Annotated in this window: 14 protein-coding genes; 8 read left to right on the top strand and 6 right to left on the bottom strand. The window is 58.5% G+C overall.

The genetic code is table 11. From position 1 onward, the window contains the following. Nucleotides 1-66 precede the first annotated feature (66 nt). From metG to ACLBW8_RS26210, 4 genes are all read left to right on the top strand, one after another. A complete protein-coding gene (gene metG, locus ACLBW8_RS26225) occupies nucleotides 67-2118 on the top strand; it encodes a methionine--tRNA ligase (RefSeq protein ID WP_262667132.1) in 2052 nt (683 codons plus the stop codon). A gap of 198 nt (nucleotides 2119-2316) precedes the next feature. Further along, nucleotides 2317-3480 (top strand): electron transport complex subunit RsxB, encoded by a 1164-nt coding sequence (gene rsxB / locus ACLBW8_RS26220; RefSeq protein ID WP_447806683.1) that lies wholly within the window; start codon nucleotides 2317-2319, stop codon nucleotides 3478-3480. A 102-nt stretch (nucleotides 3481-3582) separates the two neighbouring features. Beyond that, nucleotides 3583-4221 (top strand): endonuclease III, encoded by a 639-nt coding sequence (gene nth / locus ACLBW8_RS26215; RefSeq protein ID WP_119738619.1) that lies wholly within the window; start codon nucleotides 3583-3585, stop codon nucleotides 4219-4221. 107 nt (nucleotides 4222-4328) lie between these two features. Then, nucleotides 4329-4511: a PA3496 family putative envelope integrity protein gene (locus tag ACLBW8_RS26210; protein WP_064450934.1), complete on the top strand. Its 183-nt coding sequence runs from the start codon at nucleotides 4329-4331 to the stop codon at nucleotides 4509-4511. A gap of 83 nt (nucleotides 4512-4594) precedes the next feature. Here ACLBW8_RS26210 and ACLBW8_RS26205 read toward each other — a convergent pair whose 3' ends face one another. The 3 genes from ACLBW8_RS26205 to ACLBW8_RS26195 all read right to left on the bottom strand — a co-directional run bounded on the left by ACLBW8_RS26205 (nucleotide 4595) and on the right by ACLBW8_RS26195 (nucleotide 8131). Beyond that, nucleotides 4595-5227, bottom strand: coding sequence for a response regulator (locus ACLBW8_RS26205; protein ID WP_447806682.1), 633 nt, complete (start codon nucleotides 5225-5227; stop codon nucleotides 4595-4597). 635 nt (nucleotides 5228-5862) lie between these two features. Then, nucleotides 5863-7080: an argininosuccinate synthase gene (locus ACLBW8_RS26200; RefSeq protein WP_048720141.1), complete on the bottom strand. Its 1218-nt coding sequence runs from the start codon at nucleotides 7078-7080 to the stop codon at nucleotides 5863-5865. A gap of 142 nt (nucleotides 7081-7222) precedes the next feature. Next, complete coding sequence (locus ACLBW8_RS26195) at nucleotides 7223-8131, bottom strand: flagellar protein MotY (protein WP_447806681.1); 909 nt, start codon at nucleotides 8129-8131, stop codon at nucleotides 7223-7225. Between the two features lie 156 nt (nucleotides 8132-8287). Between ACLBW8_RS26195 and pyrC the strand changes: the two genes are divergently transcribed. Then, a complete protein-coding gene (pyrC, locus tag ACLBW8_RS26190; RefSeq protein WP_027604589.1) occupies nucleotides 8288-9334 on the top strand; it encodes a dihydroorotase in 1047 nt (348 codons plus the stop codon). Then, nucleotides 9331-10002, top strand: a complete 672-nt coding sequence (gene rnt, locus ACLBW8_RS26185) for a ribonuclease T (protein ID WP_447806680.1) — start codon at nucleotides 9331-9333, stop codon at nucleotides 10000-10002. The genes pyrC and rnt overlap by 4 nt, the downstream gene beginning before the upstream one ends. A 64-nt stretch (nucleotides 10003-10066) precedes the next feature. On the opposite strand, the gene ACLBW8_RS26180 is transcribed toward rnt, so the two are convergent. Continuing rightward, complete coding sequence (locus ACLBW8_RS26180) at nucleotides 10067-10669, bottom strand: peroxiredoxin (protein ID WP_003172097.1); 603 nt, start codon at nucleotides 10667-10669, stop codon at nucleotides 10067-10069. A gap of 245 nt (nucleotides 10670-10914) precedes the next feature. Between ACLBW8_RS26180 and ACLBW8_RS26175 the strand changes: the two genes are divergently transcribed. Together ACLBW8_RS26175 and bfr are read left to right on the top strand one after the other, a co-directional pair. Further along, complete coding sequence (locus ACLBW8_RS26175; RefSeq protein WP_010564137.1) at nucleotides 10915-11133, top strand: bacterioferritin-associated ferredoxin; 219 nt, start codon at nucleotides 10915-10917, stop codon at nucleotides 11131-11133. Nucleotides 11134-11334: 201 nt separating this feature from the next. Beyond that, nucleotides 11335-11805 (top strand): bacterioferritin, encoded by a 471-nt coding sequence (gene bfr, locus ACLBW8_RS26170; RefSeq protein WP_128587023.1) that lies wholly within the window; start codon nucleotides 11335-11337, stop codon nucleotides 11803-11805. An 80-nt stretch (nucleotides 11806-11885) separates the two neighbouring features. On the opposite strand, the gene grxD is transcribed toward bfr, so the two are convergent. Next, nucleotides 11886-12224: a Grx4 family monothiol glutaredoxin gene (gene grxD / locus ACLBW8_RS26165; RefSeq protein ID WP_064450930.1), complete on the bottom strand. Its 339-nt coding sequence runs from the start codon at nucleotides 12222-12224 to the stop codon at nucleotides 11886-11888. Nucleotides 12225-12308: 84 nt separating this feature from the next. Next, nucleotides 12309-14417, bottom strand: coding sequence for a molybdopterin oxidoreductase family protein (locus tag ACLBW8_RS26160; protein WP_447806679.1), 2109 nt, complete (start codon nucleotides 14415-14417; stop codon nucleotides 12309-12311). Between the last annotated feature and the right edge of the window lie 273 nt (nucleotides 14418-14690).

The following is a 14690-nucleotide window of genomic DNA, read 5'->3' as shown; positions in this document are numbered from 1 at the left end:
GGGGTGAAATATATTTCCCGGCGCTTTATAGTGGCCGACCTCCGTTTCATCAAGTAGCCGAGCCCCATGTCCGAGCCACGCAAGATCCTCGTCACCAGCGCCCTGCCCTATGCCAATGGTTCCATCCATCTTGGCCATATGCTTGAGTACATCCAGACCGATATGTGGGTGCGCTTCCAGAAGCATCGCGGCAATCAATGCATTTATGTCTGCGCGGACGACGCCCACGGTTCGGCCATCATGTTGCGCGCCGAAAAGGAAGGGATCACCCCGGAACAACTGATCGCCAATGTGCAGGCTGAACACAGCGCCGACTTTGCCGAGTTCCTGGTGGATTTCGACAACTTCCACTCGACCCACTCCGACGAAAACCGCGAGCTGTCGAGCCAGATCTACACGCGCTTGCGCGACGCCGGGCACATTGCCACGCGTTCGATCACGCAGTATTTCGACCCGGAAAAGAAAATGTTCCTGGCCGACCGTTTCATCAAGGGCACCTGCCCTAAATGCGGCACTGAAGACCAGTACGGCGACAACTGCGAGAAGTGCGGTGCCACCTACGCACCGACTGACCTGAAGAACCCGCGGTCGGCTATCTCCGGCGCCATCCCGGTGCTCAAGGATTCCCAGCACTTCTTCTTCAAGCTCCCGGATTTCCAGCAGATGCTGCAAACCTGGACCCGCAGCGGCACCCTGCAGGACGCCGTGGCCAACAAGATCGCCGAATGGCTGGATGCCGGCCTGCAACAGTGGGACATTTCCCGCGATGCACCGTACTTCGGTTTCGAGATCCCGGACGAGCCAGGCAAGTACTTCTATGTATGGCTGGACGCGCCGATCGGCTACATGGCCAGCTTCAAGAACTTGTGCGACCGCACGCCGGAGCTGGACTTCGATGCCTTCTGGGCCAAGGACTCCACCGCCGAGCTGTACCACTTCATCGGCAAGGACATCGTCAACTTCCACGCCCTGTTCTGGCCGGCGATGCTTGAAGGTTCGGGCTACCGCAAACCGACCGGCATTGCCGTGCACGGCTACCTGACGGTCAACGGCCAGAAGATGTCCAAGTCCCGTGGCACCTTTATAAAGGCACGCACGTACCTGGACCACCTGTCGCCGGAATACCTGCGCTACTACTACGCGTCCAAACTGGGCCGTGGCGTCGACGACCTGGACCTGAACCTGGAAGACTTCGTACAGAAGGTCAACTCGGATCTGGTCGGCAAAGTCGTCAACATCGCCAGCCGTTGCGCCGGGTTTATCCATAAGGGTAATGCCGGCCTGCTGGTGGCCGAAAACGCCGCACCGGAGCTGACCGAGGCGTTCCTGGCTGCCGCGCCAAGCATTGCCGACGCCTATGAAGCCCGCGACTTTGCCCGCGCCATGCGCGAGATCATGGGCCTGGCCGACCGCGCCAACGCCTGGATCGCCGACAAGGCCCCGTGGTCGCTGAACAAGCAGGAAGGCAAGCAGGCTGAAGTCCAGGCTATTTGCGCCACGGGCGTCAACCTGTTCCGCCAGTTGGTGATCTTCCTCAAACCGGTGCTGCCGTTACTGGCCGCCGATGCCGAGGCGTTCCTCAACGTTGCGCCGCTGGTCTGGAACGACCACGCCACCTTGCTCAGCAACCATCAGTTGAACGAGTTCAAGCCGTTGATGACCCGTATCGACCCAGTGAAAGTCCAGGCCATGACCGACGCTTCGAAAGAAGACCTGGTCGCCAGCCAGACCGATACCGGCGAAGCGGCACCGGCCGGCAATGGTGAATTGGCCAAGGACCCGATTTCCGCGGAAATCGATTTCGACGCCTTTGCCGCCGTGGACCTGCGTGTCGCGCTGATCGTCAAGGCCGAAGCCGTGGAAGGGGCCGACAAGCTGCTGCGCCTCACCCTCGACCTCGGTGGCGAGCAACGCAACGTGTTCTCCGGGATCAAAAGTGCCTATCCAGACCCGTCCAAGCTCGATGGTCGCCTGACCATGATGATCGCCAACCTCAAGCCACGGAAAATGAAGTTCGGCATTTCCGAAGGCATGGTGATGGCGGCTGGCCCTGGCGGCGAAGAAATCTACTTGCTGAGCCCGGACAGCGGCGCCAAGCCGGGTCAACGCATCAAGTAAAACGGTGTGGTGAGAGGGCTGTTGTGACGGGCGGGCTTGCCCCGCGCTGTGGCACCCAGCACACCTAAACCGGGCATACGGTTCCATCGGTGTAAAATGCAGCGGCCCTCAGTAGGGCCGCTTCGCAGCCCTACGCGGGGCAAGCCCGCTCGCCACGACAGGCCCTGTTTGCTTAACCGGCATGCCAGTGATTCCCTCATGACTCTGATTCAACGTATCGACGCGCTGTTGCCGCAGACCCAATGCGGCAAGTGTGGGCACCCGGGCTGCAAGCCTTACGCCGAGGGCATCGCGCTTGGCGAGGCGATCAACAAGTGCCCGCCCGGTGGGCAGGAAACCATCGCAGGACTTGCACAATTGCTACGTGTGCCAGTGCTGGAACTGGACACCAGCCGAGGCGAGGCCCCGGCTCAAGTCGCCTATATTCGCGAAGCCGAGTGCATCGGCTGCACCAAATGCATCCAGGCCTGCCCGGTGGATGCGATTGTCGGCGCCGCCAAGTTGATGCACACCGTCATCATGGATGAGTGCACAGGTTGCGACCTGTGCGTCGCGCCCTGCCCTGTCGACTGCATCGAGATGCGCCCTGCGGCCAATGTGGTGCCGATTGTGGGCGGCCTGGCGGCTGATGATCACCAACGCCAGGAACGTGGCCTCAAGCGCGACCGGGCGCGGCGACGCTATGAACAACGCAGTGCGCGCCTGCAACGGGAAGAAGCGCACAAGCTCGCCGAACGACTGGCACGGGCCAAGCGCTCAACGCCGGTTGCGCCCGTACAGGCTGATACCGCTCAAGCGGCCAGGGATGCGGCGGTCAAGAAAGCCAAAATCACTGTCGCAATGAGTCGTGCCCAGTTGCACAAGTCCTTGAAGGCGTTTGGTCACCCACCGACGTTTGAGCAACAGTCGCAGTTGATCGTCCTGCAACAGCAGTTCGAAGCGGCAGAGCAGGCACTTGCAGCCCTGGAAGTGAGCAGCCCGGCGCCCCTGCCGCCACAAAAAGACCCGGCGCTCAAACGCGCCAAAATCCAGCTTGCCATGCGTCGCGCCGAACTGAAAAAAGCGCAGGACCTGAACGCTGACGAACAGCAGCTGGCAACCTTGAGCGCCGCGCTGTCCAGCGCAGAGCAAGCCTTGCATGACGCCGAAGCTGGCAGTGAGCAACCCCGGCCAGACTTGCAGCGCGTGGAAAAACGCCCCATCGACGCCCAACTGCGTCAGCTGAAAACCGCCCTGGCTTACGCCCGGGCCGATGTGAGCAAGTTACAACGCCAAGCGGACGTCAACGCAGATGAACTGAAAGCCGCACAACGCAAGCTGGATGATGCGCAGCGCCAAGTGGACGCCCATAGCGGCGCCTGATCGGCCACAGGCGCTGCCGGCTGTGCTGGCGATGGTTTATCCTGCAAAGCCTGCGCCTACTTTGAAAACCACGTTGACCGCCTGCAAGGAAACGCCTGCCCCATGAACGCCGCAAAACGCCTGGAAATTTTCCGCAGGTTTCACGAAGACAATCCGGAGCCTAAAACCGAACTGGCCTACTCTTCGCCGTTCGAGTTGTTGATTGCGGTGATCTTGTCGGCCCAATCCACTGACGTGGGCGTTAACAAGGCTACGGCCAAGCTTTACCCGGTGGCCAACACGCCTGAGGCCATTTACGCCTTGGGCGTGGAAGGTTTGTCGGAGTACATCAAGACCATCGGCCTGTACAACAGCAAGGCCAAGAACGTCATCGAAACCTGCCGCCTGCTGGTGGAGTTGCATGGCAGCGAAGTGCCACAAACTCGCGAAGCCCTGGAAGCACTCCCCGGCGTGGGTCGCAAAACCGCCAATGTCGTGCTCAATACCGCGTTTCGGCAGCTGACCATGGCGGTGGACACCCATATCTTTCGCGTCAGCAACCGAACCGGCATCGCCCGCGGCAAGAATGTGGTGGAGGTAGAAAAGCAGCTGATGAAGTTCGTGCCCAAGCCATATTTGCTCGACTCCCACCACTGGTTGATTCTTCACGGGCGCTACGTTTGTCAGGCCCGCAAACCACGCTGTGGCAGCTGCCGTATCGAAGACCTGTGCGAATACAAGGACAAGACGTCGGACGATTGAGGGATCATTGGTTTTCTCGATCAGTCGATTGAAAAAATCTTTTTTACCCGTTCATGGATTATCGTTATAAGGAGCGCCAACGGCAGTCTTAGCCTGGAGTTAACCTTATGAGCACTGGCAAAGAACAACTGGATGTAGACGACGACCTCGTTGCAGAGTCGGATGACGATGGGGACGCACCTGTTGCAGAGGTGGCCAAGACCAATTTAAGCAAACGCCGCACTATCGATAACCTTCTGGAAGAGCGACGCTTGCAAAAACAACTGGCCGATTACGACTTCGATCTCTGATCGACCCGTTGACGACCGGAAGCCTCCCTGACGGAGGCTTTTTTCTGCCGGTGGTTCTAGCTCGGTGCGCAATGGCACCCGCCCTACACGAGGCCGTTGCGCTGGGCCAGCTCGATCAGATCCACGAGCGAACGCGCATTGAGCTTGAGCAACAGGCGAGTCTTGTAGGTACTGACGGTTTTGTTGCTCAGGAACATACCGTCTGCGATCTCCTTGTTGGTTTTGCCACGGGCCAGTTGCTGCAACACCATCATCTCGCGACCCGACAAGCGCTCGACCATGTCCGCTTCGCTGGCATTGCCCATGGTGGAGCGGACCGAGTTGAGCGCCTGGTTAGGGAAATAGCTGTAGCCGGAGAGGACCGCCTTGATGGCGCTCAACAACTCGGTTAGATCCTGTTGCTTGCATACGTAGCCAGCCGCCCCCGCCTGCATGCAGCGCATCGAAAAATGGCCGGGCGCCTGAGATGTCAGCACCAGCACCTTGACGGGCGCAGGCTGCTTGGTAGACGCAAGGCGACAAATAACTTCCAGCCCATCAAGTTTGGGGATCCCGATATCCAGTATGACAATGTCTGGCACATGTACCCGTGCAAGTTGCAACGCATCGACGCCGTTATCAGTCTCGGCAACGACTTCATAACCATGACGTTCCATTAGCATGCGCACAGCAAGACGAATGACGGGATGATCATCCACGATCAGCACTTTATTCATGAGAAAGTCCAATTTCGCTGTTCGAATTATTTAGAGCAAGCACAATAGCCTAGTCGTTTCCTAGTTGGCATAGCGCTCCCCCCCAAGCAACAGCAAGCAGAGACCCAACCCACAACGATATAGGAATTACCCTACAAAAAATCACAACTTCAGGTGCATCCGGTTTTACGGAGACTTTCAGAACTTTCCGGGGCCATACATATCTTGAGTTAAACATCCACCACATAATCGGTACGCGGTCTATGCACCGCACAGGGTTTTCAGGAAACGCCCCTTGCTTGTCGCGGCCAGGCGAGTGAGCAGGTGAAATACAATCAACAGTTTCAGTTCCATACAACATACCTGCTTACACCCTTATTTCCTACGGAATATTCAGCGACCTACACACTCACCTTACTTACGTAGTGAATCTTCTGTAAGACATAGTTCCTATTCAGGTGTAAAAATTTCATTCAACCACGCAGAAATAAACACGCCACCAAGGGTGGCGCCACTCTCAACTTCGATATTCAACAAAACTTAAACAATCTCGCCAAACGATAAACATCACGCCCTATTTAAAGCGCGCGCCTTTATAGCCAGGCAAAAAAATGGCCCCTTGATCAAGGAGCCATTTTTCACAACGAGGGGAACACTCAGAACAGCTTGCGACCCTTGTTGGCAGCAATGCGCATGCGCAGCGCATTCAACTTGATGAAGCCTGCCGCGTCCGCCTGGTTATAAGCACCGCCGTCTTCTTCGAAGGTGGCGATATTGGCGTCGAACAGCGACTCATCAGACTTGCGACCGGTAACGATCACATTGCCTTTGTACAGCTTCAAGCGCACCACGCCGTTCACGTGAGCCTGGGAGGCGTCGATCATCTGCTGCAGCATCAGACGCTCTGGGCTCCACCAGTAGCCGGTGTAGATCAGGCTGGCGTACTTGGGCATCAACTCGTCTTTGAGGTGAGCCACTTCACGGTCCAGGGTGATGGACTCGATGGCGCGGTGAGCACGCAGCATGATGGTGCCGCCCGGGGTTTCGTAGCAGCCACGGGACTTCATGCCCACATAGCGGTTCTCGACGATGTCGAGACGGCCGATACCGTGTTCACCACCGATACGGTTCAGGGTCGCCAGCACGGTGGCCGGGGTCATTTCGACGCCGTCCAGCGCGACGATGTCGCCGTTGCGGTAGGTCAGTTCCAGGTATTGGGCCTTGTCAGGAGCGTTCTCCGGGGAGACGGTCCATTTCCACATGTCTTCTTCGTGCTCGGTCCAGGTGTCTTCCAGCACGCCGCCTTCATAGGAGATGTGCAGCAAGTTGGCGTCCATCGAGTACGGGGACTTCTTCTTGCCGTGACGCTCGATCGGGATGGCGTGCTTTTCTGCGTAATCCATCAGCTTTTCACGGGACAGCAGGTCCCACTCGCGCCAAGGGGCAATCACTTTCACGCCAGGCTTGAGCGCGTAGGCACCCAGTTCGAAACGCACCTGGTCGTTGCCTTTGCCGGTAGCGCCATGGGAAATGGCGTCGGCGCCCGTTTCGTTGGCGATTTCGATCAAGCGTTTGGCGATCAGCGGACGTGCGATGGAAGTACCCAGCAGGTACTCGCCTTCGTAGACGGTGTTGGCGCGAAACATCGGGAAGACGAAATCGCGGACGAATTCTTCGCGCAGGTCGTCAATGTAGATCTCTTTCACGCCCATGGCTTGCGCCTTGGCACGTGCAGGTTCGACCTCTTCGCCCTGACCCAGGTCAGCGGTGAAGGTCACCACTTCACAGTTATAAGTATCCTGCAGCCACTTGAGGATCACCGAAGTGTCCAGGCCGCCGGAATACGCGAGAACGACCTTGTTTACGTCGGCCATGCCATCACTCCACGGGGTTGTACGGAAAGCCGTCGATTCTACCGACCAAAACCGTGAATTTACAGAGGCGCGACAGCAAATGAAGATAAAGCGACAGATTATGTCGAGCGAGCGACCGATGGTCGCACCTTATGAGCGCATTTTATGACGTGTGCGCAGGGTTGCTCGGACCAGTCGCCTGAGGCGCCGGCTTCTCTGGGGCTGCCACTCGTTCGAGCTGAATATTCACGCGACGGTTACGCGCCCGGTTGGCGGCATTGGTATTGGGTGCCAGGGGATAGCTTTCACCGTGGAAACGCAGAGTGACCTGCGATTCCTGGATGCCGTTGGCCTTGAAGTAGTCCATGACCGCCAGCGCACGACGGCGTGAGACGTCGCGGTTGGTCAGGCGGTTGCCGCTGTTGTCCGAATGGCCATTCAACTCGATATGGTTGACCGTCGGATCGGCTTTCATGAACGCGACAATCACCGCCAGCTTCTTCTTGCCCGCCGCATCCAGCTCAATGCCACCACCGGGGAAGCCGACTTCGGTCTGTTTGACCTGATCGTAATTCATCGGCAACAGCTTGGTGGTACACAGTTGATAGTCGTTGTAGGCCTTGTTGAATTTCACTGGCAGCAGACGAATTTCCGAGTAGCCACCTTCGCGCCCGTAATGCCGCACAGTCGGGCTGCGCCCTTCCAGCAAGCCCATGAACAATCGCCCGGCCTGGGCCTGAGAGCTATTGAACAACACGTCGCCACTGCCGGCACGCACAGCGCCGAGGTTGATATCACCGCGGCCGGGCTGCCACGGGGCAGCGGCGGCCAACAAGGTCGCCGAGCCCGCGCCGAGTGCGCCACTGTAGGCTTTCAGACGAAATGTCGCCTGCTCGCCGGCCCGGCGCACAAACTCACCCGAACCGAAATCGGTGATCGGCTGGGTCAAGCGGCACTCGAACTGGTCGCCTTCCACCTTCCACTCAATATTCTCCAGACGTGTCTGAAACGTGAGGGCCATCGCAGGCAGGCTGGCGAACACACTGAGCAGGGCTAGATAATGCTGGCGCACGGGAGGCTCCACTGGTTTTTACAACACTTCAAAGCGTCATACGTCGTTAAGGCATACCTTGGGATATCGGTAGCGTCCTGCAAAACTTGATAGCGAGTGCCTGCAAGAGTCTTTTCCGGTAGCATTCCCACCAGATTGACCCGCCTGGAATCCCCAATGTCCGACCGCCTGACCCTGCTGCGTCCCGACGACTGGCATATTCATCTTCGCGATGGTGCTGCGTTACCCCAAACCGTGGCTGATGTAGCGCGCACGTTTGGTCGCGCCATCATCATGCCTAACCTGGTACCTCCGGTGCGTAATGCCGCAGAAGCCGACGCCTATCGCCAGCGTATTCTCGCTGCACGACCGGCCGGCAGCCGCTTCGAACCGTTGATGGTGCTCTACCTGACCGACCGCACCCAGCCTGAAGAAATTCGCCAGGCCAAGGCCAGTGGCTTCGTGCACGCCGCCAAGCTGTACCCGGCGGGCGCGACCACCAACTCCGATTCCGGCGTGACCAGTATCGACAAGATTCTGCCGGCGATCGAAGCCATGGCTGAAGTCGGCATGCCGCTGCTGATCCACGGTGAAGTCACCCGTGGCGATGTGGACGTATTTGATCGCGAAAAGATCTTTATCGACGAACATATGCGCCGTGTGGTCGAGCTGTTCCCGACCCTCAAGGTGGTGTTCGAACACATCACCACTGCGGATGCCGTGCAGTTCGTCACCGAAGCTTCGGCCAATGTCGGTGCGACCATCACCGCGCATCACCTGCTCTACAACCGCAACCACATGCTGGTGGGCGGGATTCGGCCGCACTTCTATTGCCTGCCGATCCTCAAGCGCAACACCCACCAGGTGGCGTTGCTCGATGCCGCCACCAGCGGCAACCCGAAGTTCTTCCTCGGCACCGACTCCGCACCCCACGCCCAGCACGCCAAAGAAGCCGCGTGTGGCTGTGCCGGTTGCTACACCGCGTTTGCTGCGATCGAGCTGTACGCCGAAGCGTTTGAACAGCGCAATGCCCTGGACAAGCTCGAAGGTTTCGCCAGCCTCAACGGCCCGCGCTTCTACGGCCTGCCGGCGAACACCGACCGTATTACCCTGGTTCGTGAAGACTGGACCGCCCCTGCCAGCCTGCCGTTTGGCGAGCTGACTGTTATCCCGCTGCGCGCCGGTGAAACACTGCGCTGGCGCCTGCTGGAGGAAAGCAAGTGAGTGAAGACCATTACGATGACGAACACGAGCACAGTGGTGGCAGTTCCCGTCACCCGATGGCCGAGCGGTTTCGCGGTTATCTGCCGGTTGTCATCGACGTAGAAACCGGTGGTTTCAATTGCGCCACCGACGCCCTGCTGGAAATCGCCGCCACCACCATCGGCATGGACGAACAGGGTTTTGTGTTCCCGGAACACACGCACTTCTTCCGTGTCGAGCCCTTCGAAGGCGCGAATATCGAAGCGGCAGCCCTGGAGTTCACCGGGATCAAGCTCGACCACCCGCTGCGCATGGCGGTGAGTGAAGAAGCGGCGCTGACCGATATCTTCCGTGGCGTGCGCAAAGCGTTGAAGGCCAATGGCTGCAAACGCGCGATCCTGGTCGGCCACAACAGCAGTTTTGACCTGGGCTTCCTGAACGCCGCCGTGGCGCGACTGGACATGAAGCGCAACCCGTTTCACCCGTTCTCCAGCTTCGACACCGCCACCCTCGCTGGCCTGGCTTATGGCCAGACCGTGCTGGCCAAGGCCTGCCAGGCCGCCGGTATCGACTTTGACGGCCGTGAGGCCCACTCGGCGCGCTACGACACCGAGAAGACCGCCGAGCTGTTCTGCGGCATCGTCAATCGCTGGAAGCAGATGGGCGGCTGGGAAGACTTCAACGACTGAGGTCGTTTCCCGCGCATAAAAAAACCGGCCTTCTCAGGCCGGTTTTTTTTGCGTCGAACGTGGCTTACAGCTTGCCAGCGTTCTCGGTCAGGTAAGCCGCAACGCCTTCTGGCGAAGCGTTCATGCCTTTGTCGCCTTTTTTCCAGTTGGCAGGGCACACTTCGCCGTGCTCTTCGTGGAATTGCAGCGCGTCAACCAGACGGATCAGCTCTTCCATGTTACGGCCCAGCGGCAGGTCGTTGATGATCTGCGAGCGCACAACGCCCTTGTCGTCGATCAGGAACGCGCCACGGAACGCCACGCCGCCTTCGGACTCAACGTCGTAAGCCTTGGCGATGTCGTGCTTCATGTCGGCAGCCATGGTGTATTTGACTTTGCCGATGCCGCCATCATTGATGGCAGTGTTGCGCCAGGCGTTGTGGGTGAAATGGGAGTCGATGGAAACGGCTACCACTTCAACGTTGCGCGCCTTGAAATCGTCCATGCGGTGGTCCAGAGCGATCAGCTCCGAAGGGCAGACGAAGGTGAAGTCCAGCGGGTAGAAGAACACCAGGCCGTATTTGCCTTTGATGGCTTCAGACAGTTTGAAGCTGTCAACGATTTCGCCATTGCCGAGGACGGCAGGTACGTCGAAATCCGGGGCTTGTTTGCCGACGAGTACGCTCATTGGATATCTCCTGATGCAAGGGTGACGATTGAAGTAAAAGGACCGCTTCCAAGTCTGCCGTTTATAAGCGACAGCCCTGTGACGCAGTCACGCTTCGTAAAGACCGACCATCATACACTGAAAAAACCGTTCGTCAGCGCGACGGCGCTGAGGCCGGAAAGACCCGCGAATCTACTTTGACAATCATTCTCGTTAACATTAAGATCCATCGCACTTAAGCCTTAAACCCGCGATGGTTCTCCCTTATGTATGTCTGCCTCTGCACTGGCGTCACCGACGGACAAATCCGCGAAGCAATCTACGAAGGTTGCTGCAGCTACAAGGAAGTACGTGAGACCACCGGCGTTGCCAGCCAGTGTGGCAAATGCGCTTGCCTCGCCAAGCAAGTGGTACGGGAGACCCTGACGCAATTGCAAACAGCCCAGGCCGCGCTCCCCTATTCAGCAGAATTTACACACGCTTAAATCAGCGTGTTTTAAAGAACCGGACCTGGTGTCCGGTTTTTTTATGCCTGAAATTCAATTAGTTAGCGCCAAGACGCGGAACACAAACATTCTTATTCAGATTAATTTTCATTTATTATTCAATAACTTAGGTTTGACACTAAGGGGTTCGCCGCTCAAACTCCGGCTTATACACAGCTATTACAGGGCAGGACCCCAGTCATGAAAGGCGACATCTCAGTCATCCAGCAACTCAACAAAATCCTTGCCAATGAACTGGTCGCGATCAATCAGTACTTTCTGCATGCGCGCATGTATGACGATTGGGGCCTGGAAAAGCTGGGCAAGCGTGAATACAAAGAGTCCATCAAGGCAATGAAGGACGCGGACGCGCTGATCAAGCGCATCCTGTTCCTGGAAGGCCTGCCGAACGTGCAGGACCTGGGCAAGCTGAACATCGGCGAACACACCCAGGAAATGATCATCAGCGACCTGAAGTTCGAACAGAAGAGCCACAGCGACCTCAAGGCCGCCATCGCTCATTGCGAAATCAAGGCCGACTTCGGCAGCCGTGAACTGCTGGAAGATATTCTTGAAGACCAGGAAGAACATATCGACTGGCTGGAAACCCAACAGGGCCTGATCGTCAAAGTCAGCCTGGAAAACTACCTGCAATCGCAGATGGGTGAATAACCCACGGCGCGCAGGTACAAAAAAGCCCCGCTCTCTTACGAGAAGCGAGGCTTTTTATTGCAGTGCTTTTTACAAAAGCATCACGCTTCTGTCTTGGCTGCTGCTTTTTCCGCGGCATCTTTGACCAGCGCTTGCAGCGAACCGTCAGCCGCCATCTCAACGATGATGTCGCTGCCGCCGACCAGCTCACCGGCTACCCACAGTTGTGGGAAGGTAGGCCAGTTGGCGTACTTCGGCAGGTTGGCGCGGATTTCCGGGTTTTGCAGGATATCCACGTAAGCGAATTTCTCGCCACACGCCATGATGGCCTGGGACGCCTTCGCGGAGAAACCGCACTGAGGAGCGTTCGGGGCGCCCTTCATGTAAAGCAGAATGGTGTTGTTGGCAATCTGCTCTTTGATCGTTTCGATGATATCCATGGAACACCTCTGCAGGAACTTCGCGACTCACAGGTCGGCACGGTGGCGCATTGTAACGCAAAATTCCAGCGCGGTGCTCGGGCCTTATGCGGCTGCCACCTGCACCGGCACACCGTTCAGCGCGGCGTTTCCAGACAATTCGTCCAACTGCCGCTCGTCAGTCAAGTCATTCGCACTCGCCCCCGGCTGCCCACTGGCGATGGTCATCTGCACGCCCGGGCGACCGTGACCCCAACCATGGGGCAGGCTGACCACGCCGGGCATCATGTCCAGGCTGGCCAGCACTTCCACTTCGATCATGCCAATGCGCGAGCTGACACGCACGCGCTGACCATCGATCAATTGCCGACTGGCCAAGTCATCCGGGTGCATGTGCAGTTGATGGCGCGGCTTGCCCTTCACCAGTCGGTGATAGTTATGCATCCACGAGTTATTGCTGCGCACATGGCGACGGCCGATCAGCAGAAGCTCATTTGCCACAGGCTCAGGTTGCGCCGTGAAACGCGCCAGGTCAGCGAGGATGACTGCCGGTGCCGCCTGCACCTGGCCGTTAGGGGTTTTCAAGCGTGCGGCGAGGTTGGGCGTGAGCGGCCCCAAGTCCACGCCATGGGGATGATCCGCCAGCATCGCCACCGACAGCTGGTGGCTGGATGCATCACCGTACGTTCCCGCGCGCAGCCCGAAGTCGATCATCTGCGCAGGCGCCATGGTCGGTTTGAGCGCGACGCCGGTCTGCGCAGCGAAAGCCTTGGCCAAGCCGACAAAGATTTCCCAATCGTGCAACGCGCCCGCAGGCTTGGGCAGAATCGCGCGATTGAAACGGGTGACGTTGCGCACGGCGAACATATTGAACGTGGTGTCGTAGTGATCGTTTTCCAACGCCGAGGTGGACGGCAAAATCAGGTCGGCGTAACGGGTTGTCTCGTTGATATAGAGGTCGATGCTGAGCATGAACTCCAGCCCATCCAAGGCTTGTTCAAGTTGGCGGCCATTCGGCGTCGACAGCACCGGGTTGCCAGCGACCGTCACCAGGGCGCGGATTTGTCCGTCGCCTTCGGTGAGCATTTCTTCAGCCAATGCCGACACCGGCAACTCCCCACCGTATTCGGGGCGCCCGGACACCCGACTCTGCCAGCGATTGAAATGCCCACCGCCAGTCGAGGCGACCAAATCCACCGCCGGCGTGGTGCACAAGGCGCCACCGACGCGGTCAAGGTTGCCGGTCACCAGATTGATCAACTGCACCAGCCAATGGCACAGCGTGCCAAATGCCTGGGTCGAAACCCCCATGCGCCCATAACACACCGCCTTGTCCGCCGCCGCGAAGTCCCGTGCCAACTGGCGGATCTGCTCGGCTGGCACCGCACACTGGCGGCTCATGGCGTCGGCGGTAAACCCGGCAATCGCGTTGCGCACGTCGTCGAGACCTTCAACCGGCAAATGGCTGTCACGGGTCAGGTTTTCGCTAAACAAGGTGTTGAGCAACCCGAACAACAGCGCCGCGTCACCACCTGGCCGCACGAACACATGCTGATCGGCAATCGCCGCTGTTTCACTGCGCCGAGGGTCAACCACCACCACCTTGCCGCCCCGCGCCTGGATGGCCTTGAGGCGCTTCTCCACATCGGGCACGGTCATGATGCTGCCGTTGGACGCCAGCGGGTTACCCCCCAGGATCAGCATGAAGTCGGTGTGGTCGATATCCGGGATCGGCAGCAACAGGCCATGGCCGTACATCAGGTGGCTGGTGAGGTGGTGGGGCAACTGGTCCACTGAGGTCGCGGAAAACCGGTTGCGTGTCTTGAGCTGACCGAGGAAGTAGTTGCTGTGGGTCATCAACCCATAGTTGTGCACGCTGGGGTTGCCCTGATACACCGCCACCGCATTCTGCCCATGCCTGGCCTGGATGCCTGCCAATCGTTCGGCCACCAACGCAAACGCGTCATCCCAGGGGATCGGCTGCCATTCGCTGCCCACGCGCAACATCGGTTGGTGCAGGCGGTCCGGGTCGTTCTGGATGTCCTGCAGCGCCACGGCCTTGGGGCAGATGTGCCCGCGACTGAACGTATCCAGCGGGTCGCCTTTGATCGACGTAATCGCCAGGCTGCCGTCCTCGGCCTGGGTCGTTTCCAGGGTCAGGCCGCAGATGGCTTCACACAGATGGCAGGCACGGTGGTGGAGAGTCTTGGTCATGGCCAGTCTCTTTTATTGGGCTTTGGCCCAACTATGGGCCGTCACCTGCGTGGGCACCAGCAACGTTCGTCCTGTGAATCGGCAAGCATCAGGCCAGCACATGGCCAAGCATGTGCAAATGTTTCAGAACCTTACACTCCGTTGCTGAGACCGACACAACCCGCTCTGGGCCCGCCCTCACACATTGCAAAAGGTCTCGGCGCCAGTGTACAAATGGGCTGCTGCTGTCAGGAATCAGTCTTCAAAAGCGCTCTCGCGCCCTTCTTGAACACC

This window comes from Pseudomonas sp. M5A4_2d, assembly GCF_053345295.1.
Note: the sequence above shows the minus strand (reverse complement) of the source record. Positions and strands in the feature narration are given on the sequence as shown.